15 protein-coding genes are annotated in these 25,800 nt (G+C 68.4%); 11 read left to right on the plus strand and 4 right to left on the minus strand.

Annotated elements, in window-relative coordinates:
- The first annotated feature begins 321 nt into the window (after positions 1-321).
- A complete protein-coding gene (locus G3I71_RS36660) occupies positions 322-3,609 on the plus strand; it encodes a GH92 family glycosyl hydrolase (protein ID WP_164321752.1) in 3,288 nt (1,095 codons plus the stop codon).
- A gap of 159 nt (positions 3,610-3,768) precedes the next feature.
- On the opposite strand, the gene G3I71_RS36665 is transcribed toward G3I71_RS36660, so the two are convergent.
- Positions 3,769-7,521: a GH92 family glycosyl hydrolase gene (locus G3I71_RS36665; protein WP_164321754.1), complete on the minus strand. Its 3,753-nt coding sequence runs from the start codon at positions 7,519-7,521 to the stop codon at positions 3,769-3,771.
- Between the two features lie 523 nt (positions 7,522-8,044).
- Here G3I71_RS36665 and ngcE point away from each other — a divergent pair.
- From ngcE to G3I71_RS36710, 9 genes are all read left to right on the plus strand, one after another.
- Positions 8,045-9,541 (plus strand): N-acetylglucosamine/diacetylchitobiose ABC transporter substrate-binding protein, encoded by a 1,497-nt coding sequence (gene ngcE / locus G3I71_RS36670; RefSeq protein WP_203732322.1) that lies wholly within the window; start codon positions 8,045-8,047, stop codon positions 9,539-9,541.
- A gap of 266 nt (positions 9,542-9,807) precedes the next feature.
- Positions 9,808-10,734: a carbohydrate ABC transporter permease gene (locus G3I71_RS36675; protein WP_164321756.1), complete on the plus strand. Its 927-nt coding sequence runs from the start codon at positions 9,808-9,810 to the stop codon at positions 10,732-10,734.
- Between the two features lie 5 nt (positions 10,735-10,739).
- On the plus strand, positions 10,740-11,666 hold the full coding sequence (locus G3I71_RS36680) for a carbohydrate ABC transporter permease (RefSeq protein ID WP_164321757.1): 927 nt from the start codon (positions 10,740-10,742) through the stop codon (positions 11,664-11,666).
- Positions 11,667-11,858: 192 nt separating this feature from the next.
- Positions 11,859-13,058 (plus strand): ROK family transcriptional regulator, encoded by a 1,200-nt coding sequence (locus G3I71_RS36685; RefSeq protein WP_164321759.1) that lies wholly within the window; start codon positions 11,859-11,861, stop codon positions 13,056-13,058.
- Positions 13,059-13,180: 122 nt separating this feature from the next.
- The gene (locus G3I71_RS36690) at positions 13,181-14,269 is read left to right on the plus strand and encodes a sugar ABC transporter substrate-binding protein (protein ID WP_239149558.1); all 1,089 of its coding nucleotides are present in this window, start codon (positions 13,181-13,183) and stop codon (positions 14,267-14,269) included.
- 258 nt (positions 14,270-14,527) lie between these two features.
- Positions 14,528-15,319, plus strand: coding sequence for an ATP-binding cassette domain-containing protein (locus G3I71_RS36695; protein ID WP_164321841.1), 792 nt, complete (start codon positions 14,528-14,530; stop codon positions 15,317-15,319).
- Complete coding sequence (locus tag G3I71_RS36700) at positions 15,316-16,638, plus strand: sugar ABC transporter permease (RefSeq protein WP_164321760.1); 1,323 nt, start codon at positions 15,316-15,318, stop codon at positions 16,636-16,638. Before G3I71_RS36695 ends, G3I71_RS36700 begins: the two co-directional genes overlap by 4 nt.
- A gap of 308 nt (positions 16,639-16,946) precedes the next feature.
- Complete coding sequence (dxs, locus tag G3I71_RS36705) at positions 16,947-18,875, plus strand: 1-deoxy-D-xylulose-5-phosphate synthase (protein ID WP_164321761.1); 1,929 nt, start codon at positions 16,947-16,949, stop codon at positions 18,873-18,875.
- 193 nt (positions 18,876-19,068) lie between these two features.
- Positions 19,069-20,574, plus strand: a complete 1,506-nt coding sequence (locus G3I71_RS36710) for an amino acid permease (protein ID WP_164321762.1) — start codon at positions 19,069-19,071, stop codon at positions 20,572-20,574.
- A 44-nt stretch (positions 20,575-20,618) separates the two neighbouring features.
- Here the strand turns inward: G3I71_RS36710 and G3I71_RS36715 are convergent, their stop codons facing one another.
- A complete protein-coding gene (locus tag G3I71_RS36715) occupies positions 20,619-20,996 on the minus strand; it encodes an NYN domain-containing protein (protein WP_164321763.1) in 378 nt (125 codons plus the stop codon).
- A 93-nt stretch (positions 20,997-21,089) separates the two neighbouring features.
- On the opposite strand from G3I71_RS36715, the gene G3I71_RS36720 reads away from it, so the two are divergent.
- Entirely contained in the window at positions 21,090-22,160 is a 1,071-nt protein-coding gene (locus tag G3I71_RS36720; protein ID WP_164321764.1) for a hypothetical protein, read from the plus strand.
- 135 nt (positions 22,161-22,295) lie between these two features.
- On the opposite strand, the gene G3I71_RS36725 is transcribed toward G3I71_RS36720, so the two are convergent.
- Positions 22,296-24,422, minus strand: coding sequence for a 3-hydroxyacyl-CoA dehydrogenase NAD-binding domain-containing protein (locus G3I71_RS36725; protein WP_164321765.1), 2,127 nt, complete (start codon positions 24,420-24,422; stop codon positions 22,296-22,298).
- A complete protein-coding gene (locus G3I71_RS36730; protein WP_164321766.1) occupies positions 24,419-25,645 on the minus strand; it encodes an acetyl-CoA C-acyltransferase in 1,227 nt (408 codons plus the stop codon). The genes G3I71_RS36725 and G3I71_RS36730 overlap by 4 nt, the downstream gene beginning before the upstream one ends.
- Positions 25,646-25,800: the final 155 nt, after the last annotated feature.

Raw genomic sequence — 25,800 nt, forward strand, 5'->3', positions numbered from 1 at the left:
GGTCGATACCCACCGGGTCCGCGAGCCGGGCCGGCACGGGGGATGAGGCCCGGGTGGAGTGCGTCTGGGACGTGACCAGTTGGAGACAACGTTGTCCAGTGGTCTGGACAACACTCTATCGCCCCAGTGGACACCATCGTCAAACCGGTTGCCTCCCCTCCACGGTCCCCCAGAGGAGTGGACCCGGCACCCCGCACGCGTGACCGGTGTGCGCGTCCCCTCGGAGGTGCTCGACCTCCCGTGGTACCGCTGGCGACCGTCACTGTCCCCGCGGCTTGTGCGACCTGTGCGCGACCCGTCCGAAGGAGGAGGGGCCGCGTCATGCGTGTCCGCCCTACGTCCCTGCTGCTGACCGCCGTCCTGGCGCTCGGCACGCCCACCCCGACGCTCGCGGCGACGGCGGCACCCGCGAACCCCCTGGTCCAGGACCCCACTCCATACGTCGATCCGCTCATCGGTACCAGGAACGGTGGCGATGTCTTCCCGGGCGCGGTCGTCCCGTTCGGCATGCTCTCCTGGAGCCCCGAGAACACCCGGGGCGACGCCACCCGCACGGCGGCCCCCGGCGGCTACCACTACGACACCACCCGCATCAGGGGCTTCAGCCTCACCCACATGTCGGGCACGGGCTGCGCGGGCGGCAGCGGCGACATCCCGTTCTTCCCGTACGCCGGTCAGGTCACGTCCTCCCCGGCGAGCGACACCGAGGACGCGGTGTACGCGGCCGACTTCAGCCACGCCGACGAGACGGCGGAGCCCGGCCACTACAAGGTGGGCATGGCCTCCGGTGTCACCGCCGACCTCACGGCGACCACCCGCACAGGCTCCGCACGCTTCGCCTACCCGCCCGGCAGACCGGCGTCGATGCTGATCCGGACCGCCAACTCCGAGGTGGGCTCGACGGATTCGACGGTCACGATCGACCCCGTCGCCCGTACGGTCTCCGGTTCGGTCACCTCCGGCAACTTCTGCGGCCACCTCGACCCCGAAGGCCGACGCCCTTACTACACCCTCCACTTCACGGCCCGCTTCGACCGTGCCTTCAAGGCGACGGGCACCTGGCAGGACGACCGGCTGAGCCCGGGAACCACCTCCGCGTCCGGCGGAACGGGCGGCTTCACCGCCAACCGCGGCCGTCCCGTGGCGGGCAAGGGGGCAGGCGGATATGTGGAGTTCGAGCCCGGCACGGGCCCGGTGGGCGTCAAGGTCGGTGTCTCGTACGTCAGTCGCGCGGGCGCCGAGGCCAACCTCGCGGCCGAGAACCCGCCCGCCCGCTCCTTCACGTCGGTCCGGTACGCGGCCCGACACGCCTGGCGGGACAGGCTCGCCGCCATCAAGGTCGGCGGCGGCACGGAAGCCGAACGCACCACCTTCTACACCGCCCTCTACCACTCTCTCCTCCACCCGAACGTCATCAGCGACACCGACCGCCGCTACCGGGGCGGCGACGGCGGGATCCATCCGGTCCGGGCGGGCCACGACAACCAGTACGGCACCTTCTCCGGCTGGGACGTCTACCGCTCCCAGGTCCAGCTGCTCACCCTTCTCGACCCCGGCGCCGGCTCGGACATCGCCCAGTCCCTCTACGAACTCGCCCGGCAGAACGGCGGGTTGTGGGACCGCTGGCTGCACGGCGCGAGCGGCACCCACGTCATGAACGGTGACCCCTCACCCGCCTCCCTCGCAGGCATCCGCGCCTTCGGCGGCAGACACTTCGACCTGCGCGGCGCGCTGGACTCCCTGCTCCGGGCGGCGACGGTACCGACGCGGCAGGACCTCTCCCCGGCGGGCAGGCCCGTCCTCTCGGTCGGCCAACGCCCCTCTCTGGACCAGTACTTGGCGCACCACTACATGCCGTCGGTGTCCAACGCGTGGGGTGGCGCCGCGGAGACGCTGGAGATGTCGGGCGCGGACTTCGCCCTCGCCGAACTGGCTCGCGCGGCGGGAAGGACGAGGACGGCGGACGGCTTCATGAAGCGCGCCCAGTGGTGGCAGAACAACTTCGACATCGCGGCTCATCGAAGCGGCGGCTACATCACCAACCGTAAGGCGGACGGCAGTTGGGCCCCCGGTTTCACCCCGGCCACCGGCAACGGCTTCGTCGAGGGTACGGCGGCCCAGTACACCTGGATGGTCCCGCACAACCCGGCGGGCCTCTTCGCGGCGATGGGCGGCACGGCCACGGCAGTCGGCCGCCTGGACGCCTTCTTCAACCACGCCGACGGCAGCTGGGCGCTCACCGGCAGCGGCGGCGAGAAGTCCGAGCTGGACAACGAACCCTCGGTCAACGTCCCCTACCTGTACGCCTACGCGGGCGCACCGCACAAAACCCAGGAGACGGTGCGTGCGGCGATGACGAGGCTCTGGTCGACACGCCCGGACGGCATCCCCGGCAACGACGACCTGGGTGCGATGTCCTCCTGGTACGTCTTCGCCGCACTCGGGATGTACCCACAGGTGCCGTCCCGAGCCGAACTGATCCTGGCCGCACCTCTGTTCCCGAGGATCGAGATCAACCGCCCGTACGGCAACGACATCTCGATCCGCGCACGGGGAGCGGCGGCGGACGCCCCGTACGTCCAGTCCCTCACGGTCAACGGCCGTACGAGCGAACGTCCCTGGCTCCCGGCGTCCTTCGTCCGGCGCGGCGGCACCCTGGACTACACCCTGGCCGCCACCCCGAACCCCACCTGGGGCACCGCTCCGTCCGACGCCCCGCCGTCCTTCCGGGCGGGCGAGCAGCCGTACCAGATCGGCGTCGGCCCCACCACGGCGACGCTCGCGCCGGGCGGCAGCGCGCAGGTGGACGTCCGGGCACTGCTCCTGACGGGCGCCGCCACCCCGGGCCCGGAGGTGCGCTTCGAGGTGGACACCCCGACCGGCGTAACGGCAACGCCCGCCTCCGGACAGGTGATTGACGGCACCCAACGGATCACGCTCGCCGCGCAGCCCGGAGTCGAGCAGGGCTTCCACGAGGCGAGGATCAAGGTGACATCGACGGACACGGCGTTCGAGCAGCCGATCTCCCTCACGGTGGCGGCCCCCGGCTCCCTCCTCGCCGCTTACAACAACACAGGCGCCTCCGACGACACCGGCGACCACACCGAGGCCGACTACGACGGCGGCGGCTGGAGCTACTCACGCCAGGCCCTGACAGCGGCGGACCTGGCCCCGGGCGCGCGGGGCAGGCTGGCGACGGGCCTGGCCTTCACATGGCCGGCCTCACCGCCGGGCCGCCCCGACAACGCGTCGGCGAACGCCCGGACGATCCAACTCCCCACCCCGGCATCCCAGTTGTCGTTCATCGGCAGCGCGGTCTTCGGCAGCCGCCGGTCCCAGGCGACTGTCACCTACACCGACGGCACCACCGACACGGTCGACCTGTCCCTCACCGACTGGACGCTGGGCGGCGGCACGGGCACCGTCCGGTACGGCAACGAGGTCGTCGCGAGGACGGCGTACCGGAACGTCTCGGGAGCGGGCCGGGACCCGGTCCCGACGTATGTCTTCGCCACCAGCCCGTTCCAGGCACCGGCGGGCCGGAACATCGTGAGCGTCCGCCTCCCGGCCGACGCCGACCTGCACGTCTTCACCCTCGCGACCGGCTGACGACCGGCTGACCGTCCCCGACATCCCGGCACGGTCCACAACCGGCGCTCCATGCTCAAGTACGCCCACCAACACGCAGACGCACTACGTCGGTTACTGCCCGCCTCCCCGCCCGCTTCCCCGACCCCTGACCGGCGAAGCGGGCGTGGAAAATGGTGGTCAGCCCAGCAACTCCACCTCCGCCAGCGTCGACTCACCGTCGAGGACCAGCCGGTAGCGCGTGTACGAGTCCACGGACGCCACCGAGAACGCCCGGGTCTGCCTGTCCCACCTGAACGACTCACCCGAACGCCGGTCCAGCGTCCGCCAGTTCTTGCCGTCCGAGGAGCCCTGCAAGACCCAGCCCGTCGGAGCCTCGGTACGGTCCGAGGACGTCAGCGTGTACTGGACGGCCTTCGTGCCGCCGGTGACCGGTAGCTGCACGGACGTCACCGTCGCGTCCGTCGACGACGTGTTGTCGAACAACGGGCCCCCGCCGGTCACCACATCCGCCCGCGGAGTCGGCACCTCGTCGTCCTGGGTGATCGACACCGGGGCCGCGTTCTTCGACGCTCCCCAGGCCGAGGGCTCGGGGCCCATGTCGAACTCCAGGGTTCCGCCCTGGGAGACGAACGAGTGGGGGAGTGAAGTCGACGTCCAGGGCAGGCCGTTGACCTTCAGGCCCTGTACGTACACGTTCCGCGCGCTGTTGTCCGGGGCCTTGATCACCAGGTCCCGGCCGTTCTCCAGATGCACCGTTGCCTTGGTGAACAGCGGGGAGCCGACGGCGTATTCGCCGCTGCCCATGACCAGTGGATAGAAGCCGAGCGCCGAGAACAGGTACCAGGCCGACTGCTCGCCGTTGTCCTCGTCGCCGTGGTAGCCCTGACCGATCTCGCTGCCCGTGTAGAGACGGGACAGGACCTCGCGGACGTTCTTCTGTGTCTTCCAGGGCCGGCCGGCCGCGTCGTACATGTAGTTCACGTGATGGGCCACCTGGTTGGAGTGGCCGTACATGCCCATCCGGACGTCCCGGGCCTCCGTCATCTCGTGGATGACCCCCTTGTACGAGCCCACGAACTCCGGTGACGCCGTCTCCGGGGTCTCGAAGTATTCGTCGAGCTTGTCCGCGAGGCCCGCCCGGCCGCCGTACAGGTTAGCCAGGCCCCTGCTGTCCTGCGGAGCCGTGAAGGCGTAACCCCAGCCGTTCGTCTCCGTGTAGTCGTAGCCCCAGACACGCGGATCGTACGCCGACGACTCCACCCGCCAGTCGCCGCGCGCGTTCCGGCCCTGGAAGAAACCGGCCCCGGTGTCGAACAACCGCACATAGTCCTGGGCACGGTTGAGGAAGTACTCGGACTCCTCCTTGTACCGTTGCTTCCCCGTCTCCCGGTAGAGCTCCTGGCCCATCCGGGCGATGCCGTAGTCGTTGAGGTAGCCCTCCAGTGCCCACGACAGGCCCTCACGCGTCTCGGTGCTCGTGTAGCCGAGGAAGGGCGAGGTCGCCATGCCCTTGCGGCCCACGCCCGACGTCGGGGGTACGACGGTCGCGTTCTTCACGGCCGCGTCGTACGCCGACTTCGCGTCGAAACCGACGCCCTTCACATAGGCGTCGGCGAACGCCACGTCCGACGAGGTACCCGTCATCAGATCGGCGTACCCGGGGGAGGACCAGCGCGAGGTCCAGCCGCCGTCCTTGTACTGCTGCACGAACCCGTCGACCATCTCACCCGCTTGACGAGGCGTCAGGAGTGAGTACGCGGGCCAGGTCGTCCGATAGGTGTCCCAGAAGCCGTTGTTGACGTACACCTTGCCGTCCACGATCTTCGCCCCGGTGTGTGTCGGGGTGTCGGGACCCGGCATCGGGGAGAACGGAGACGCGTACCGGTACTTCGAACCGACCTTCTCGAAACCGGAGTTGGGGTACAGATACAGCCGGTACAGGCTGGAGTACAGCGTCGTCAGCTGGTCCGGCGTCGCCCCCTCCACCTCGACCTTCCCGAGCAGACCGTCCCACTGCCGCTGCGCACCGGCCCGTACCGTCTCGAAGGACGTACCGTCCGGAATCTCCTGTCGCAGATTGGCCTTGGCCTGCTCGACGCTGATGAGCGAGGTGGCCAACCGAAGCGTCACCACCCCGGTCGGCGCCCTGAACCGGAGATAGCCCTTGACCCCGCTCGACGCCCCCTCCGTGACCACCGCGTCGTCGCCGAACACCCCGTACACGAACAGCCGGGTCGCTCCCGTCGACAGTCCCGATTTCACGTCCGAGTAGCCGGTGAAGGTGCCGTTGTCCCGGTCGAGGGTCAGGCCCGCCTGGTCGGTGACGTTGTCGAACAGGACGCTCGCGTCGGCGCCGGGGTAGGTGAAGCGCAGGACCGCCGCGTGGTCGGTCGGCGTCATCTCGGCCTTGACGCCGTTCTCGAACCGCACCCCGTAGTAGTACGGCCGGGCGGTCTCGTTCTCGTGCCGGAAGGCCAGCGCCCGTGCCGTACGGCCGGTGTCCGGGGTGCCGGCGGCGGCCGACGGCATCACCTGGAAGGTCTGCCGGTCGCCCATCCAGGGGCTCGGCTCATGACTCGCGCTGAACGCCTGGATCGTCGGCAGGTTGTCGGCGTTGTTGGCCCGCGCGTAGTCGTACAGCCAGCTCAGCGAGCCCGGGTTGGTGACCGGCGTCCAGAAGTTGAAGCCGTGCGGTACTGCCGTCGCCGGGAAGTCGTTGCCCCGGGAGAAGCCGCCGCTGGAGTTGGTGCCCCGGGTCGTCAGCGCGTAGTCGGACAGGTGTTCCCGAGGCGGCTCGGGGGCGACGGACCGGAGCGTCACGTCGTCGATCCAGCCCCGGAACCTCGCGGGACCGGCCGGCGAGTCGTACGCCACCAGCACCCGGTCGACGGTCCTCCCCTGCGCCACCGCCCCGATCCGCGAGGTCACATGGTTCCACTGGTTGACGTACAACCCCTTGGCCGCGCCCTGCCCCTGCGGCGTCAGCGCGAAGCCGTGCTGGTCGACCGCCCGAAGTTCACTCAGAAGGGTTCCGTCCGTGAAGGCCAGGTCCACCGAGACGTTCGTGGCGGCGTAGTCGAGATCGCCGTCCGCCATGGACGGGAAGATCCGGTACGTCAGTTCGGTGTCCCGGTCGACGGCCACGTTCACGTCGAACACCTTGTTGGCCGAGTACGCCCGTCCGGCCGCCCGGTGTGTTCCGGCGTACCGCAGCGCCCTTTTGCCCGTGAAACCGGCGCGGGCCTTCGCGGTCGGTGAGCCGCTCGGGCCGCGGTCGACCAGCGACAGCATGTCCCGGGGCACGGGCGCGTCGACGTTGCCCGTCGAGAACTGGACATCGGCGAGCTGCGTGATGGCGCCCCCGTTGTTCCGTCCGATGTCGAGCCGGAAGTGCCGGTACTCGGCAGGTTCTGACAGGTCGTACGACCTGGTCCGGAACCGCTCGGCGAACGACTCGCCCGTGCGGCTGTCGAGGGTCCTCCAGCCCGTCGTCCCGTCCGCCGAGCCCTGGAGCGTCCAGTCCGCCGGGTCGCGCTCGGCGTGGTCGTTCGCCGAGGTCAGCGCGTAGGTGACCACCCTGACCGGCTCGTCGAGGTCGAACTCCGCCCAACCGGTCGAGGCGAACGTCAGCCATTTGGTCCCCGGCACACCATCGACGAGGTTCTCCTTCACCTCGCCCCCGCCGGTGTTCTCGCCGCTCGCCCGTACGTCCGTCACATGGTCGGTCGCATTGCCCGGAATGCCGCTGCTGTAGCCGCCGTCGACACCCGAGGCCCGCTTCGTGCCGTCCGGCCCCGTGTCGACGGTGTTCAGCCAGTCCGGCGCCGGCTCACCCGCCTCGAACGAGGAGACGAACTCCCGGTCGGCGGCCTGTGCGGTGACCGGCAGGGCGGTCGCCGCACCTTGCCCACCGATCACCAGTGCGAACATCGCCGCGATGGCCGGAATTGATCCGAACTGCCATCCGTACCGAGCCCTGTATCGAACTCCCTGCCGCATGCGAGAGCACCCTCCCTGCCGTCGGACAACGTTGTCACCTTGGCTGCGCAGGAACCAGTAGGGAGCGAAGTGGTCAGTGGTGTCAAGGGCGTTGGGTGTGGCATTCGGGCCCAATATCGCGAATTTTTCGCGCAAAGGGATGCGTGCGGTCCACATATTTCCGCGAGGTCTCAACTCGGAAAAGACCCGCGACCAACCATGCATTCGATCTTGCCCCTTTGACGGGAAGTGGACTATACCTGTCGGCATCTGCCACTGTTCGACCGGCCGACGTCAGGTGTGAGGGGAGCCGGAAGGGTGGTTTGACGTGCCGAACGCGCGGCCCGCCGGGTATTCCCTCTGATCAGGGCGCATCACGCACTAAGTACTTCCTGCACGACCCAGTTCGACCCGATCGCGGTGCCGGAAGGATCCGGTTCACCGCCTGAGTCCTGGAGAAGGCGAGGACTTGAGCATGGGATCCACTTCCGACGAGAGCCGCACCACCGACCGCACCACCGGCACCATCAGCGCCACCACCGGCAGCACGGCCACCGGCCTCGGCCGCCGCGACCTGATCAAACGATCAGCGGCGCTCGGTCTGATCTCCGTCCCCACGATGAGCTTCCTGGCCTCCTGTGCGAGCAGCGGCGGAGGAGACGAGGACAAGGCCAAGGCGGGTACGAAGACCGCGAAGAACCCTCTGGCGGTCAACGACACCGCCCAGCTGGAGTTCGTGCTCTTCGACGGCGGCTTCGGCAAGGAGTACGCCGAGGACGCGGTCAAGATCTACGAGCAGAACTTCCCGAAGGCGAAGGTCAAGTTCTCCGCCACCCAGAAGATCCAGTCCACGCTCCAGCCCCGCTTCAACCAGGGCACCCCGCCGGACCTCATCGACAACTCCGGCGCCGAGCAGATGGACATGGGTGTGCTGGCAGCCAAGAGCCAGCTCGCCGACCTCACCCCGCTGCTGGACGCCCCGTCCTACGACGACCCGGACAAGAAGGTCCGCGACACGCTGCGGCCGGGCATCGTCGAGATGGGCCAGCTCGACGGCGACCCGGTGTGGATCATGTACTACGCCTACACGGTGTACGGCGTCTGGTACTCCCAGAAGGCCCTGGACTCGCTCGACGCCACCTACCCGGAGACGTGGGACGAGATGCTCGCCGTGTGCGAGAAGGCCAAGAAAAAGGGCATCGCCGGCTGGACCTACGCGGGCAAGTACCCGTACTACCTGCCCTTCTCGCTCTACGCGATGATCGGCAAGGTCGGCGGCGTCGAGGTCCTCGACGCGATCGACAACCTGGAGCCGAACGCCTGGAAGGCCCCGGCTGTCAAGGCCTGTTTCGAGGCGTACTACGAGCTCTACAGGAAGGGGTACGTCCTCAAGGGCACCCCCGGTCTCGACCACATCCAGTCGCAGACCGCGTGGGCCAAGGGCAAGGCGCTGTTCATCCCGAACGGCTCCTGGGTGGAGAACGAGTCGGCCAACGTCATCCCCGCCGACTTCGACCTCGCCGTCTCCGCGCCGACCGGCATCGACAGCTCCGACAAGCTGCCGTTCGGCACGATCTGGGCCTCCGGCGGCGAGCCGTTCATCGTCCCGGCCAAGGCGAAGAACACCGCGGGTGGCATGGAACAGCTGCGCATCATGCTCAGCGAGGCTTCCTCGAAGAACTTCACCACCAAGGTCAAGTCACTGACCGCGTACAACGGCGGCACCGACGGCATCACCCTCACCCCGGGCCTCAAGTCCGGCGTGGCGGCGCTCGAGAAGGCCGGCGACAACGTCGTCAACCCGCGCCTGCAGGACTGGTACGTGCAGCTCCAGAAGGAGAAGATCGGCGTGTCCGGGCTCGGCGAGATGATGGCCGGACGGCTCACCCCGGCCGAGGCCATGAAGAAGATCCAGGACTACGCCGACGAGACCGCGAAGGACACGTCGATCAAGCACTACAAGCACCATTGAGTCCTCCCCCAGCTGAAGCAGGGGGATTCCTGGCTCACGCCGCCTGCGGGTCAGCGACCCGACAGGTCTTCCACGATCAACACCAGCCGGGTTGAAACCAGCCCGGTTTGTGCCGCAAAGTCTGGAGGTGCATGTGCTGTCTTGGTTCTCGATCAGCACGATGTACGCGCTTGGTTCTCGCAACGTACGGCGACGAGCCTACCCGATTAGAAGCCGATGATCTGTCACCAGCGGCGGCACCCGCGCACGGAACGGGGTCTGTGGTAATGCAGCACGGCAAGTACCGCTTCATCGTGGGATTTTTGGCGGTCCCTCTCGGGCTGTACGCACTTTTCGTCATCTGGCCGTTCATCCAGTCCATCTATTACTCGTTCACCGACTGGACCGGACTGAGCCCGGAATTCAAGATGGTGGGCTTCGACAACTACAAGAGGATGCTCGACGACGACATCTTCTGGAAGTCGTTGCAGCACAGCCTTCTGTTCGCGTTGGTGCTGCCGCTGGTGACGATCAGTCTGGCGCTGTTCTTCGCCTTCATGATCAATGTGGGCGGGAAGCGGCGCCGTGGTGGACCGGTGATTTCCGGGGTCAGCGGTTCCTCCTTCTACAAAATCGTCTACTTCTTTCCGCAGGTGCTGTCGATCGCGATCGTCGCCCTGCTGTTCGCCTTCGCGTACAACCCGGACAGCGGCTCGATCAACTCGCTGCTGCGTGGTATCGGGCTCGACAGCGTCCAGCCGCTCTGGCTGGGCGACCCGAGCCTCGCCCTGTGGTGTGTGATGGCGGTGCTGGTCTGGTCGACGGTCGGCTTCTTCGTGGTGCTGTTCTCCGCGGGCATGGCGTCGATCCCGGCTGACCTGTACGAGGCCGCGCTGCTGGACGGCGCTGGCCGGGCCGCCACGTTCTTCCGGATCACCCTGCCGCTGCTGTGGGACACCGTGCAGTCCGGCTGGGTCTACATGGGCATCCTCGCGCTGGGCGCCGAGTCGTTCGCGGTCGTCCAGATCATGACGACCGGGCCCGGCGGCCCGGACTACTCGACGACCGTCATGGTCCTGTACGTGTACCAGAAGGCCTTCCGCGACGGTCAGGCCGCCTACGCAACCACCATCGGGGTCGCCCTGCTCGTCGTCACGCTGGCCTTCGCGGCCCTCGTGATGCGGCTGGGCCGGCGCGAGCGGCTGGAGTACTGACACACATGAAGACGACCGACAGCACACCGCCGGACACGGTTCCCCAGCAGCCCGGAGGGCCCGTGCGCAAGGAGAACGCTCCGGGGAAGGAGAAGCGCGAGAAGAAGGAGGGCACCGTCCTCAACGTCTTCTCGCACGGCATGCTCGTCCTGTGGGCGTTCATGGTCGTGATGCCGCTCCTGTGGGCGGTGATGACGTCCTTCAAGGACGACAACGCGATCTTCAGCTCACCCTGGTCCCTGCCGGACAAGCTGCACTTCGACAACTGGGCGCGGGCCTGGACCGACGCCAACATGAGCGACTACTTCCTCAACACCATCCTGGTGGTGGGCGGTTCGCTCATCGGCACCCTGGTGCTCGGCTCGATGGCGGCGTACGTCCTGGCCCGCTTCGACTTCCCGGGCAACGGGTTCATCTACTACCTGTTCATCGGCGGCATGAGCTTCCCGATCATGCTGGCCCTGGTCCCGTTGTTCTACGTCGTGAACAACATGGGCCTGCTGAACACGATCCACGGGCTGATCCTGGTCTACATCGCCTACTCACTGCCGTTCACGGTCTTCTTCCTGACCGCGTTCTTCCGGACCCTTCCGACCTCGGTGGCGGAGGCGGCCTTCGTCGACGGGGCCTCGCACTCCCGGACCTTCTTCCAGATCATGCTGCCCATGGCCAAGCCCGGCCTGATCAGCGTGGGCATCTTCAACTTCCTCGGCCAGTGGAACCAGTACATGCTGCCGACGGTGCTGAACACGGACCCCGACAAACGGGTCCTCACCCAGGGCCTCGTGCAGCTGGCCGCCAGCCAGGGCTACAAGGGTGACTGGTCGGGTCTCTTCGCCGGCCTGGTGATGGCGATGATCCCGGTACTCGCCGCGTACATCGTCTTCCAGCGCCAGGTGGTGACGGGACTCACGGCGGGCGCGTTGAAGTAACCGGAACCTTCCGTTCAGCCGCTGCACGCGCGCGTGCATACCGCAAACCGTGCACGCGCGCAGCTATGTGTACAAGACCTCGGATGCAGTTCAACCTCTTGACGGGAGGTGACCCGAACGGCTCAGCTTAGAGTTCACTAGTTGGACATAGACGGGGCCTCATCGAAGCGGTCCCGCGCGCAGGAGGTCGTCGTGGAGACTCCGGGGTCGCAGTCGTCACTGCACCGAGCCAACCTGGAACGGGTCGTACGGGCCGTGCGCCTCGCCGGGTCGCTCACACAGGCCGAGATCGCCAGGACCACCGGTCTGTCGGCGGCCACGGTGTCCAACATCGTCCGCGAGCTGAAGGACGGCGGAACCGTCGAGGTCACGCCCACCTCGGCGGGCGGGCGAAGGGCCCGGGCCGTCTCGCTGAGCGGGGACGCGGGCATCGTGATCGGCGTCGACTTCGGGCACACGCACCTACGGGTCGCGGTCGGCAACCTCGCCCACCAGGTGCTGGCCGAGGAATCCGAGCCGCTGGACGTGGACGCCTCCGCCGCGCAGGGCTTCGACCGGGCGGAAGAGCTGGTCAATCGCCTGATCGCAGCAACGGGCGTCGACCGTTCCAAGGTCGCCGGCGTAGGCCTGGGCGTACCGGGTCCGATCGACGTGGAGTCGGGCACCCTGGGCTCCAGCGCCATACTGCCGGGCTGGAGCGGTACCAGGCCGGGTGAGGAGCTGCGCGGGCGCCTCGACGTGCCGGTGTACGTGGACAACGACGCCAACCTCGGCGCCCTCGGTGAGCTGGTCTGGGGCAGTGGCCGTGGGGTGCGGGACCTGGCGTACATCAAGGTCGCGAGCGGTGTCGGGGCCGGACTGGTGATCGAGGGGAAGATCTACCGGGGTCCGGGTGGCACAGCGGGAGAAATCGGGCATATTACTCTTGATGAATCCGGCCCTGTCTGCCGCTGCGGAAACCGGGGCTGCCTGGAGACCTTCGCGGCGGCGCGCTATGTGCTGCCGCTCCTCCAGTCCAGCCACGGAACCGACCTGACCATGGAAGGTGTCGTGCGGCTGGCGAGGGACGGCGACCCGGGCTGCCGTCGCGTGATCGCCGACGTCGGCCGTCATATCGGCAGTGGAGTCGCCAATCTCTGCAATCTGCTGAACCCGAGCAGGGTGGTCCTCGGTGGTGATCTCGCCGAGGCCGGTGAGCTGGTGCTCGGTCCCATAAGAGAGTCTGTCGGCCGCTATGCGATCCCCAGTGCGGCACGTCAACTGTCCGTTCTTCCAGGGGCACTTGGAGGTCGTGCGGAGGTGCTCGGAGCGCTCGCTCTCGCGTTGAGCGAAATGGGCGATTCGACGCTTTTGGACGGCACGCTGAACGCAGCCACTCCTGCCTTCACCTAGAGAACGAACAAAGCCGTTGCCAACCCGTTAAGGATTTACTTCTTGACGTCGCACGTGTGGCCGAGTTGACTTCCAGCCACCTCGGCCGCAGCGTTGCGGCCCTGTCAGGGAGGCACCACCAAATGAACGCGATGATGCGTAGAGTCGTGATCGGCACCACTGCTGTTTCCATGGCTCTCGCCGTGGCCGCTTGTGGCAAGGCCGGCGACGACGACAATGACAGCGGTTCGGGCGACAAGACCATCGGTCTGCTGCTCCCCGACAGCGTGACCGCGCGCTACGAGAAGTTCGACAAGCCCTTCTTCGTGGCCAAGGTCAAGGAGCTGTGTTCCGACTGCAAGGTCGAGTACGCGAACGCCGCCGGTGACGCGGCCAAGCAGGCCCAGCAGGTCAGCAGCATGATCACCAAGGGCGTCAAGGTGATCGTGGTCAGCGCACAGGACTCCGCCGCCATCAAGTCGTCCATCCAGACGGCGGTCGACAAGGGCATCAAGGTCGTCGCGTACGACCGTCTGGCCCAGGGCCCGGTCTCCGCGTACGTCTCCTTCGACAACGTCAAGGTCGGTCAGCTTCAGGGCGAGGCCCTGCTCGCCTCCCTCGGTGCCAAGGCGACCCCGAAGGCCAAGGTCGTCATGATCAACGGTGACGACGCCGACCCGAACGCCGGTCAGTTCAAGAAGGGCGCGCACGAAGCCCTCGACGGCAAGGTCGACATCGCCTACGAGCAGTCCGGCCTGTGGAAGGACACCGTCGCCGCCCAGAAGATGTCGGCCGCCATCACGCAGCTCGGCGCCAAGAACATCGCGGGCGTCTACGCCGCCAACGACGGCATGGCCGGTGGCATCGCCAACACCCTCAAGGGTGCGGGCATCAGCGGTATCCCGCTGACCGGCCAGGACGCGGAGCTCGCGGGTATCCAGCGCATCGTCGCCGGTACCCAGTCCAGCACCGTCTACAAGGCCTTCAAGCCGGAGGCCGACGCCGCCGCCCAGATCGCGGTCAACCTGCTCGACGGCAAGAGCATCGACTCGCTCGCCACCGAGAGCCTGACCAGCGGCTCCGGCGACAAGGTGCCCTCGCAGCTGCTGACCCCGGTGTCGGTCACCAAGGCCAACATCACGGACACAGTGGTCAAGGACAAGCTCTACACCGTCGCCGAGATCTGCGCCGGCGAGTTCGCCGCCGCATGCAAGACCGCCGGTCTTCAGTAGTCGGCAGCCACACCAGGACCGCCGGCACCGGGCGAGCCCTCACAGGCGCTCACCCGGACATGACCGCCCGGCGGTCCCGCGAGACCTGTCCGACGCCCGACCCGGCCTTCATACCCCGCTGCCGGGCCGGGCGTCGGACGGAACCGTTGCCATCGGCACCGGATTCGCGCATGTTCGTTCTGTAATCCAGTGCCATCGCGCACACCCCTCCGCGCCTACCCCAAGCGCGGCATCCCCGCCGGTCAGGCGGCGAAGGAGATGGTTCACGTGTCCGCTACGCCCGTGTTGGCGTTGCGCGGAGTCTCCAAGCGGTTCGGTGCGGTCCAGGCCCTCACCGACGTAGAGCTGGAGGTCCAGTCCGGAGAAGTGGTCGCCCTGGTGGGCGACAACGGCGCAGGAAAGTCGACCCTGGTCAAGACGATCGCGGGCGTTCACCCCATCGATGAGGGCGTCATCGAGTGGGAGGGCAACCCGGTCAGCATCAACAAGCCGCACGACGCCCAGGGACTCGGCGTCGCGACCGTCTATCAGGACCTCGCTCTGTGCGACAACCTCGATGTGGTCGGCAACCTCTACCTCGGACGTGAGCTGCTGCGCCGCGGCGTCATCGACGAGGTGTCGATGGAGAAGAACGCCCGGGAACTGCTGAGCACGCTCTCCATCCGCATCCCGAGCGTGCGCATCCCGATCGCCAGCCTCTCAGGCGGTCAGCGCCAGGTCGTCGCCATCGCGCGCGCCCTGATCGGCGACCCCAAGGTCGTCATCCTCGACGAGCCCACCGCAGCCCTCGGCGTCGAGCAGACCGCCCAGGTCCTCGACCTCGTCGAGCGGCTGCGCGAGCGCAACCTCGGTGTCATCCTCATCAGCCACAACATGGCCGACGTGAAGGCGGTCGCGGACACCGTCCACGTCCTGCGCCTCGGCAGGAACAACGGCTCCTTCCCCGTGAAGACCACGAGCCACGAAGAGATCATCGCCGCGATCACCGGAGCCACGGACAACGCCGTGACCCGTCGTGCGGGGCGTCGCGACGCGGAGGCGGCAAAGTGAGTGACACGTCCAAGACCGTGAAGCCCGACCCAGGAGCGGAGCACCAGAACACGGTGGCACCCGCCGACGACCCGACCGCGGCGCCGGTGTCCGTCGTCGACCCGCGTCTGCTGGTCCGCGACGAGGGCCTCAAGGGCTACGTCACCGAGTTCAAGCGCAAGGTGAAGGGCGGTGAGCTGGGCTCGCTGCCGGTCGTCATCGGTCTGATCGTCATCTGGACGATCTTCCAGCTCCAGAACGACCGTTTCCTCAGCGCCGACAACCTCTCCAACATCAGCTACTACCTCTCGGCCACCGGCATGCTCGCCATCGGCCTGGTGTTCGTGCTGCTGCTCGGTGAGATCGACCTCTCCGTCGGCTCGGTCAGCGGTTTCGCGTCCACGCTCTTCGCCGTCTTCGTGGTCACCCATGGGATGAACGGCTGGCTTGCGCTGGTCCTGACCATCGCGACCGGTGTCGGCATCGGCGCGCTGCACGGCTGGTTCTTCGCCAAGATCGGCGTACCCGCGTTCGTCGTGACGCTGGCCGGTTTCCTCGGCTGGAACGGCCTGATGCTGTGGCTGCTGGGCTCCAGCGGCACCATCAACATCCCGGCCGACCACGGCCCGGTCAAGCTGTTCGGCCAGAGTTCCTTCTTCATGGACCAGGCCGTCATCGGCGCCTATCTGCTCGCCGGTCTCGGTGTCCTGTCGATGCTCGTCGGCTCCTTCGGTGAACAGCGTCGGCGCAAGGCCGCCGGGGTGCCCTTCCGGCCCACCAGCGAGATCGCTCTGCGGGTCGGCGCGCTCGCCGTGGCGTCCTTCGCCGCCGCGGCCGTGCTGAACAACTCGGCCGGTGTGTCCAACGCCCTGGTGATCTTCCTCGCGGCGCTGGTGATCGTGGACTTCGTGCTCCGCCGTACGACGTACGGCCGCAAGGTCTTCGCGGTCGGCGGCGGCATCGAGGCGGCCCGCAGGGCCGGTATCAACGTGCCGATGATCCGTATCACCGTGTTCGCCATCTCCGGTGGGTTCGCGGCGATCGGCGGCATGTTCTTCGCCGGTCAGACGGCGAGCGCGACGCTGAACGCGGGTGGCGGCAACACGCTGATGCTCGCCATCGCGGCGGCGGTCATCGGCGGCACCAGCCTGTTCGGTGGGCGCGGCACGGTATGGTCCGCGCTGCTGGGCATGCTGGTGATCCAGTCGATCCAGACGGGTCTGGACCTGCTGAACATGAACACGTCGATCCAGTACATGATCACCGGTGCGGTGCTGTTGGGCGCGGTCGTCATCGACTCCGTGTCCCGGCGGAGCCAGAAGGCCGCCGGCCGGGCGTGAGAGCGCCGTAGGGGTGCGGGTTGGTCTTCTGCTGCCGGCCCGCTGTGGCTTGTCGCGCCCGCGCGGCGGAGCCGCAAATTGAACACAGCCCCGCGCCCCTGAAAGGCGCCTGCGGCGGCCTTTCAGACAAATGTGCCCGGTGCCGCAAGCGCGGTGCCGGGCACAGCTGTGTCATAGGCGACACATTTCTTGGGTACGGCCGATCGCGTGACGTATCACGCAGAGGCCGGGCGTCGGTCGCGAAGGCGGAACACTAGACTCGACACGCCCGGCGAAAGCTCGATCAGCTCTACTGCAAGGAGGCACGGGTGCCGCTGCTGACCCGCATCAAGGGACCGCGCGATCTTGACCGGCTCAGCCTGGAACAGCTCGACCAGCTGGCCGAGGAGATCCGGACCTTCCTCGTCGACGCGGTCTCCAAGACCGGCGGCCACCTCGGCCCCAACCTCGGGGTCGTCGAGCTCACCATCGCGCTGCACCGGGTCTTCGAGTCGCCGAAGGACAAGGTGCTGTGGGACACGGGCCACCAGTCCTACGTCCACAAGCTGCTCACCGGCCGCCAGGACTTCTCGAGGCTGAAGATGAAGGGCGGCCTGTCGGGCTACCCCTCGCAGGCCGAGTCCGAGCACGACGTCATCGAGAACTCGCACGCCTCGACGGTCCTCGGCTGGGCCGACGGTCTCGCCAAGTCCAACCAGGTACTGAAACGCGACGACCATCACGTGGTCGCCGTCATCGGTGACGGCGCGCTCACCGGCGGTATGGCCTGGGAGGCGCTGAACAACATCGCCGACGCCAAGGACCGCCCGCTGGTCATCGTCGTCAACGACAACGAACGTTCGTACGCGCCGACCATCGGCGGCCTCGCCAACCACCTGGCCACCCTGCGCACGACGGACGGCTACGAGCGGTTCCTCGCCAAGGGCAAGGACCTGCTGGAGCGGACCCCGGTAGTCGGCAGACCGCTGTACGAGACCCTGCACGGCGCCAAGAAGGGCCTCAAGGACTTCATCGCCCCGCAGGGCATGTTCGAGGACCTGGGGCTCAAGTACGTCGGCCCGATCGACGGCCACGACATCGAGGCCCTGGAGTCCGCGCTGGCCCGCGCCAAGCGGTTCGGCGGCCCGGTCATCGTGCACTGCCTCACGGAGAAGGGCCGCGGCTACCAGCCCGCCCTCCAGGACGAGGCCGACCGCTTCCACGGCATCGGCCCCATCCACCCCGACACCGGCCTGCCGGTCAAGGCCTCGGGCGCCGACTGGACCTCCGTCTTCGGCGACGAGATGGTCGAGCTGGGCCGGGAGCGCGAGGACATCGTCGCCATCACGGCCGCGATGCTCCAGCCCGTCGGCCTGAAGAAGTTCGCGGACGCCTTCCCGGACCGCATCTACGACGTCGGTATCGCGGAGCAGCACGGCGCCGTCTCGGCGGCCGGGCTCGCCACCGGGGGAGTGCACCCCGTCTTCGCGGTGTACGCCACCTTCCTGAACCGGGCCTTCGACCAGGTCCTCATGGACGTGGCGCTGCACAAGTGCGGAGTGACGTTCGTCCTCGACCGGGCCGGCGTCACCGGCACCGACGGGGCCTCGCACAACGGTATGTGGGACATGTCGATCCTCCAGGTCGTCCCGGGCCTCAGGCTCGCCGCCCCGCGCGACGCCGACCAGGTCCGCGCCCAGCTCCGCGAGGCCGTCGAGGTCGACGACGCGCCGACCGTCGTCCGCTTCTCGAAGGGCGCCGTCGGCCCCGCCGTACCCGCCGTGGGACGCGTCGGCGGCATGGACGTGCTGCGCGAGCCCGGCACCGACACGCCGGACGTGCTCCTCGTCTCCGTGGGTGCGCTGGCGCCGATGTGTCTGGAGATCGCCGGGCTGCTGGACCAGCAGGGCATCTCGACCACCGTCGTCGACCCGCGCTGGGTCAAGCCGGTCGACGAGGCCATGGCGCCGCTTGCCGAGCGGCACCGCGTGGTCGTCACCGTCGAGGACAACTCCCGGGTGGGCGGCGTCGGTTCGGCCGTCGCGCAGGCCCTGCGGGACGCGGGGGTCGACGTACCGCTGCGCGACTTCGGCATCCCGCCGCGCTTCCTCGACCACGCCTCCCGGGCCGAGGTCATGGCGGAGATCGGCCTGACGGCACCGGACATCGCCCGCCAGGTCACCGGGCTGGTCTCCAGGATCGACGGACGGTTCGAGCAGTCCGAGGTCGACTCGTCGGTGGAGTCCGCCCGCGACTGACCCACGGCTGACCCACCACTGATCCCCAATGGGCCGGTTCCCCCACTCTTTACGGTGGTGGAACCGGCCCATTAGCGTGAAATCCCTCGCGCCGGGGCAGGCGCTCCCCCAGTCTCGGCTTCACTCGACCGGGGGGACCCCCATCGCCCGCTCTTGATCATGTCCGGGACGACACAGCGTGGGAGGTACGCCCGTGAGCAGCACCCTCTTCAGGACGAAGAAGGTCGAACAGTCCATCCGCGACACCGAGGAACCAGAACACGCGCTCAAGAAATCCCTGTCCGCGCTGGATCTGACGGTATTCGGCGTCGGTGTCATCATCGGCACCGGCATCTTCGTCCTCACCGGCACGGTCGCCAAGAACAACGCCGGCCCCGCCGTCGCCCTGGCCTTCGCGGTCGCCGGGGTCGTCTGCGCCCTCGCGGCGCTCTGCTACGCCGAGTTCGCCTCCACGGTCCCGGTGGCCGGGTCCGCGTACACGTTCTCGTACGCCTCGCTCGGCGAGCTGCCCGCCTGGATCATCGGCTGGGACCTGGTACTGGAGTTCGCGCTCGGAACGGCGGTGGTGGCCGTCGGCTGGTCCGGCTACATCACCTCGCTCCTCGACAACGCCGGCTGGCACCTGCCGGAGGCGCTCAGCGGCCGGGACGGGGCCGACGGCTTCGGCTTCGACATCCTCGCCGCCGGGCTGGTCCTGGCGCTGACCGGCATCCTCGTACTCGGCACGAAGCTCTCCGCGCGCGTCACCACGATCGTCGTCGCCGTCAAGGTGACCGTCGTTCTCGTCGTGATCATCGCGGGCGCCTTCTTCGTCAAGAGCGACAACTACCGCCCGTTCATCCCGAAGGCGCAGGAGGTGCCGGCCGGCGACGGCCTCCAATCGCCGCTCATCCAGCTGATGTTCGGCTGGGCGCCCTCGAACTTCGGCGTGATGGGCGTCTTCACGGCCGCCTCCGTGGTCTTCTTCGCCTTCATCGGCTTCGACGTGGTGGCCACGGCCGCCGAGGAGACCAGGAACCCGCAACGGGACATGCCCCGGGGCATCCTCGGCTCCCTCGTCATCTGCACCACCCTGTACGTCGCGGTGTCGATCGTGGTGACCGGTATGCAGCACTACACCGAGCTGTCGGTGACCGCACCGCTCGCCGACGCCTTCAAGGCGACCGGGCACCCGTGGTTCGCGGGCTTCATCAGCTTCGGCGCCGCCGTCGGCCTGACGACGGTCTGCATGATCCTTCTCCTCGGCCAGACCCGGGTCTTCTTCGCGATGAGCCGCGACGGCCTGCTGCCCCGCTTCTTCTCCCACGTCCACCCGCGCTTCAGGACCCCGCACCGGCCGACGATCCTGCTGGGCGTGATCATCGCGATCGTCGCCGGCTTCACCCCGCTGAGCGAACTCGCCGAACTGGTCAACATCGGGACGCTGTTCGCCTTCGTGGTCGTCGCGATCGGCGTGGTCATCCTCCGCAGGTCCCGCCCCGACCTGCCCCGGGCCTTCCGGACCCCGTGGGTGCCGTTCATCCCGATCCTGTCGGTGCTCGCCTCGTTCTGGCTGATGCTGAACCTGCCCGCCGAGACCTGGCTCAGGTTCGGCGTCTGGATGGCGATCGGCTTCCTCGTGTACTTCCTGTACGGCCGCTCCCACAGCCGCCTCGGACAGGAGCAGAAGGAGCAGAAGGCGACGGCCGACACCAACTGACCTGAAAAGTCGGCGAAGTTGACCATCGGGCCCCGTGCGGCGGGCTAACTGCCTCGTACCGTACGGGGCCCGGTGACCTCGGCACCCAACTCGGCTACCCTGCGCCGCAGTTCACGGTCGGCGGTGACGACAAGACAGTCCCGGTCCGCGAACTCGGCGACCAGCTCGACCATCCGGTCGTCCCCGCTGCCGGGCGCCGACTCCACCCGTACGCCCGGCACCGACTCGACCCCACGGGCCGCGCCCTCGACCACCAGGACGATCTCCACGGGCCCCGCCCGCCCCGGCAAACCGCTCTCCGCGTACGCCACCAGCCGGTCCCGCAGCCGTTCCGCCGCCCCGCGCCGGTCCCGCCACCAGCCGTCGGGTACCGAGCCGACGACGTTCGCCGCGTCGACGATCACGAGCAGAGGGACATCCATGCGGATCAGGGTCGCACGCGGGACCGGAATCAGGGGTACCGGATGAGGGGGCCGGGGGGCGCGGCAAAGGTAAGAGCACACTAAAGTAGTCCAGTGCCCATTGTTCCTCCTTCCCCTACCACGGCCGCGGGGCGTCCCGAGTCGGTCAACGGCGACTGGCTCATACGGGGTCGCGACGGTCGGCTGAGCGCGTACGACGCCGTGGGAGACGGGATCGTCTGCCGCGCGGAGTCCCGGCCCGGCGGGCCCTGGCTCCCGCCCCGGCGCATCGGCGGCGACCAGCGCGTGCATCCCACGCTCGGCGTCGGCCAAGGCGCCGACGAGTACGCCCACCTGGCGACCTGGCGGCCCACGGTGAAGGGCGAGGCCGGACTCGTCCACACGACGCACTTCCGTCCTTCCCTCGCCGCCCTCGACTGGACACCCCTCGGCCACCCGAACCAGAAGGGCGACCGGACCGGCGTACCGGCGGTCGCCGTCGACGCGGAGGGCCGCGCCCATGTCTTCGTACGGAACGCCGTGGGCGGGGTCAGCATGCGCGGCCAGAAGGAGCGCGGCGGCTGGGGACCCTGGCGCGACCTCAAGGGCGAGGACGTGGAGGAGCAGTTGACGGCCGTCACGCGTGCCTCCGGACGCGTCGAGCTGTACGGCAACTCGCCCCACGGCATCCTGCGCTGGACGCAGGGCGGCCCCGGCTGGATCCCGGAACTCGACGAGAGCCCGCTGAAGGCGACGGCCCGTCAGGGCAGCCTGCGGGCGTTGGTCACGTCCGACGACCACGTGACGTTGTTCTACACGGACGAGGCGGACACGGTGTGCGCGTGGCGGCCGGGCAGCGAGCCGGTCGAACTGCTCCCGGGCGCCGGTCCCGGCCCGGTGTCGGTGATCCGCTGCACGCTGGACGAGGTCGACTGCACGTTGCTCGCGCAGCGCTCGGCGAGCGGGCGGGTGGCGTTCGCCGCGTATCCGACGGAGCAGGAGTCGGCGGGGGCGTGGTGGACCGAGTCGGGCCCCCAACTCCCCCTGGACGCGAGGGTGTCGCTGACGGAGGACGCGAACGGCAGGGTGGTCGCGGCGACGGTGGTGCCCGGCGGCGGAGAACTGAGGGCCGCTCGGCGAAAGCGGGAGGCGGGGCTGGCGCTGGAGGCGTGGGAAACGGTGTGACGGTGCTTCTTCGCCCCCGCCGCCCCTACCCGTCCCATCCCGTTGGGAATGCGGGCCGGCGCTGGTGAAACCGAATGCCCCGCACGCCACCACCACGGCGTACAGGGCACTCGGCGATCACAGCTACAGCTACAGCTACACCGGTACGGAAGCCACCCCAGCCTCCAGGAACCGCTTCCCGTTCACCCGCTCGGAGACACCCTCACGGTCCAGGTACGGCGTGACCCCGCCCAGGTGGAAGGGCCACCCCGCGCCGGTGATCAGGCACAGGTCGATGTCCTGGGCCTCGGCCACGACACCCTCGTCGAGCATGAGCCCGATCTCCTGGGCGACCGCGTCGAGAACCCGGTCCCGCACCTGCTCCTCGCTCAGCGCGACGTCACCCTGCTTCAGCAGCGCGGCGACCTCGGGGTCCAACTCGGGCTTGCCGCTGTCGTACACGTAGAAGCCACGCTTGCCCGCCTTGACGACGGCGGCGAGGTTCGGCGAGACGGTGAAGCGGTCCGGGAACGCCCGGTTCAACGTCTCCGAGACGTGCAGACCGATCGCCGGCCCGACCAGCTCCAGCAGCACCAGCGGCGACATCGGCAGACCCAGCGGCTCCACCGCCTTCTCCGCGACCTCGACCGACGTACCCTCGTCGATCACGTTCTGGATCTCGCCCATGAAGCGGGTAAGGATCCGGTTCACGACGAACGCCGGAGCGTCCTTCACGAGTACCGCGGTCTTCTTCAGCTTCTTGGCGACACCGAAGGCCGTCGCCAGCGAGACGTCGTCGGTCTGCTCGCCGCGCACGATCTCCAGGAGCGGCAGGATCGCGACCGGGTTGAAGAAGTGGAAGCCCACGACCCGCTCGGGGTTCTTCAGCTTCGACGCCATCTCCGTCACCGACAGGGACGACGTGTTCGTCGCGAGGATCGCGTGTGCCGGGGCGACCGCCTCGACCTCCGCGAACACCTGCTGCTTGACGCCGATCTCCTCGAAGACGGCCTCGATGATGAAGTCGGCGTCGGAGAAGCCCTCCGCCTTGTCCAGGACGCCGGTGACCAGGGCCTTGAGGCGGTTGGCCTTGTCCTGGTTGACGCGGCCCTTGAGCAGCAGCTTGTCGATCTCGCCGTGGACGTAGCCCACACCCTTGTCGACGCGCTCCTGGTCGATGTCGGTCAGCACGACCGGCACTTCGAGGCGGCGCAGGAAGAGCAGCGCGAGCTGCGAGGCCATCAGGCCCGCGCCCACGACGCCGACCTTGGTGACCGGACGCGCGAGCGACTTGTCCGGCGCACCGGCCGGACGCTTGCCGCGCTTCTGGACCAGGTTGAAGGCGTAGATGCCGGAGCGCAGTTCGCCACCCATGATCAGGTCGGCGAGCGCCACGTCCTCGGCGTCGTACCCCTTCTGCAGGTCGCCGTCCTTGGCCCCCGCGATGATGTCCAGCGCGCGGTAGGCGGCCGGGGCTGCCCCGTGCACCTTGCTGTCGGCGACGGACCGGCCGCGCGCGACGGCCTGGTCCCAGGCCTCGCCACGGTCGATCGCCGGGCGCTCGACGGCGATCTCGCCCTTGAGGACGGCGGCCGTCCACAGCAGCGACTGCTCCAGGAAGTCCGCGCCCTCGAAGAGCGCGTCGGCGATCCCCAGGTCGTAGACCTGACCGCCCTTGAGCTGCTTGTTCTGGTTGAGCGAGTTCTCGATGATCACCGTGACGGCCTTGTCCGCACCGATCAGGTTCGGCAGCAGCGTGCAACCGCCCCAGCCGGGAACCAGACCGAGGAAGACCTCGGGCAGCGAGAAGGCCGGCAGGGACGCGGAGACGGTCCGGTACGAGCAGTGCAGACCGACCTCGACGCCACCGCCCATGGCGGCACCGTTGTAGTAGCCGAAGGTCGGGACGCCGATCTGGGCCAGCCGCTTGAAGACCTCGTGGCCGCCCTTGCCGATGGCGAGCGCGTCGGAGTGGTTCTTCAGGAGCTCTACGCCCTTGAGGTCCGCGCCGACCGCGAAGATGAACGGCTTGCCGGTGATGCCGACACCGACGATCTCGCCGGCCGACGCCTCCTTCTCGACCTGGTCGATGGCGATGCTCAGGTTCGCCAGCGAGGCCGGGCCGAAGGTGGTCGGCTTGGTGTGGTCGAAGCCGTTGTCGAGGGTGATCAGCGCGAATCGGCCCGAGTTGAACGGCAGGTCGAGGTGGCGTACGTGCGCCGACGTGACGACCTCGTCGGGGAACAGCTCGGCCGCGCCCTTGAGGAGTTCGGTGGTGCTCACTTGTCGCCTCCGGCGTCCTTGTGGTGCGGGTTCTCCCAGATGACGGTGGCGCCCATGCCGAAGCCGACGCACATGGTGGTGAGGCCGTAACGGACCTCGGGCTGCTCCTCGAACTGGCGAGCGAGCTGTGTCATCAGCCGTACACCCGACGAGGCGAGCGGGTGACCGAAGGCGATGGCACCGCCGTACTGGTTCACGCGCGCGTCGTCGTCCGCGATGCCGTAGTGGTCGAGGAAGGCCAGGACCTGGACGGCGAAGGCCTCGTTGACCTCGAACAGACCGATGTCACCGATGCCGAGGCCGGCCTTGGCGAGGGCCTTCTCGGTCGCCGGGATCGGCCCGTAGCCCATGACCTCGGGCTCGACGCCGACGAAGGCGTACGAGACGAGGCGCATCTTGACGGGCAGGTCGTTCTCGCGCGCGAAGTCCTCGGACGCGATGATCGACGCGGTGGCGCCGTCGTTCAGACCGGCCGCGTTACCCGCGGTGACCCGCCCGTGCACACGGAACGGCGTCTTCAGCCCGCTCAGGTTCTCCAGGGTGGTCCCCGGCCGCATCGGCTCGTCGGTGGTGACCAGGCCGAAGCCCGTCTCGCCGACCTCCGCGTTGGTGTTCCGTACGGAGATGGGCACCAGGTCCTGCTGGATCTTGCCGTTGGCGTACGCCTTGGCGGCCTTCTCCTGCGAGCGCACGGCGTACTCGTCGGCGCGCAGCTTGGTGATGTGCGGGTAGCGGTCGTGCAGGTTCTCGGCGGTCATGCCCATGAACAGGGCCGACTCGTCGACGAGCTTCTCGCTCACGAACCGCGGGTTCGGGTCGACGCCCTCGCCCATGGGGTGACGGCCCATGTGCTCGACGCCACCGGCGATGACGACGTCGTACGCGCCGAAGGCGATCGAGCCGGCGGTGGCGGTGACGGCGGTCAGCGCGCCCGCGCACATCCGGTCGATGGAGTAACCCGGGACGGACTGCGGCAGCCCGGCGAGGATGCCCGCCGTGCGGCCCAGGGTCAGACCCTGGTCGCCGATCTGGGTGGTCGCGGCGATGGCGACCTCGTCGATCTTCTTCGGGTCGAGACCCGGGTTGCGGCGCAGCAGCTCCCGGATCGCCTTCACGACGAGGTCGTCGGCGCGGGTCTCGTGGTAGATGCCCTTCGGGCCCGCCTTGCCGAACGGGGTGCGGACGCCGTCGACGAAGACGACATCCCTGACGGTACGAGGCACGATGGCTCTCCTCCAAAGGTGCGGGACGGCACTGCTGCGAAACGCAACCGCTGAGCGGGCGCTCAGGCCCCATGCTACTTGTGAGTAACTGTGCTGCCCACCCCTGAGGGGCGGAGCGGCGAACGTCACACGGCTCACATGTTACCGCCGGTTAC

It is taken from the genome of Streptomyces sp. SID12501 (assembly GCF_010550245.1).
Taxonomy (GTDB): domain Bacteria; phylum Actinomycetota; class Actinomycetes; order Streptomycetales; family Streptomycetaceae; genus Streptomyces.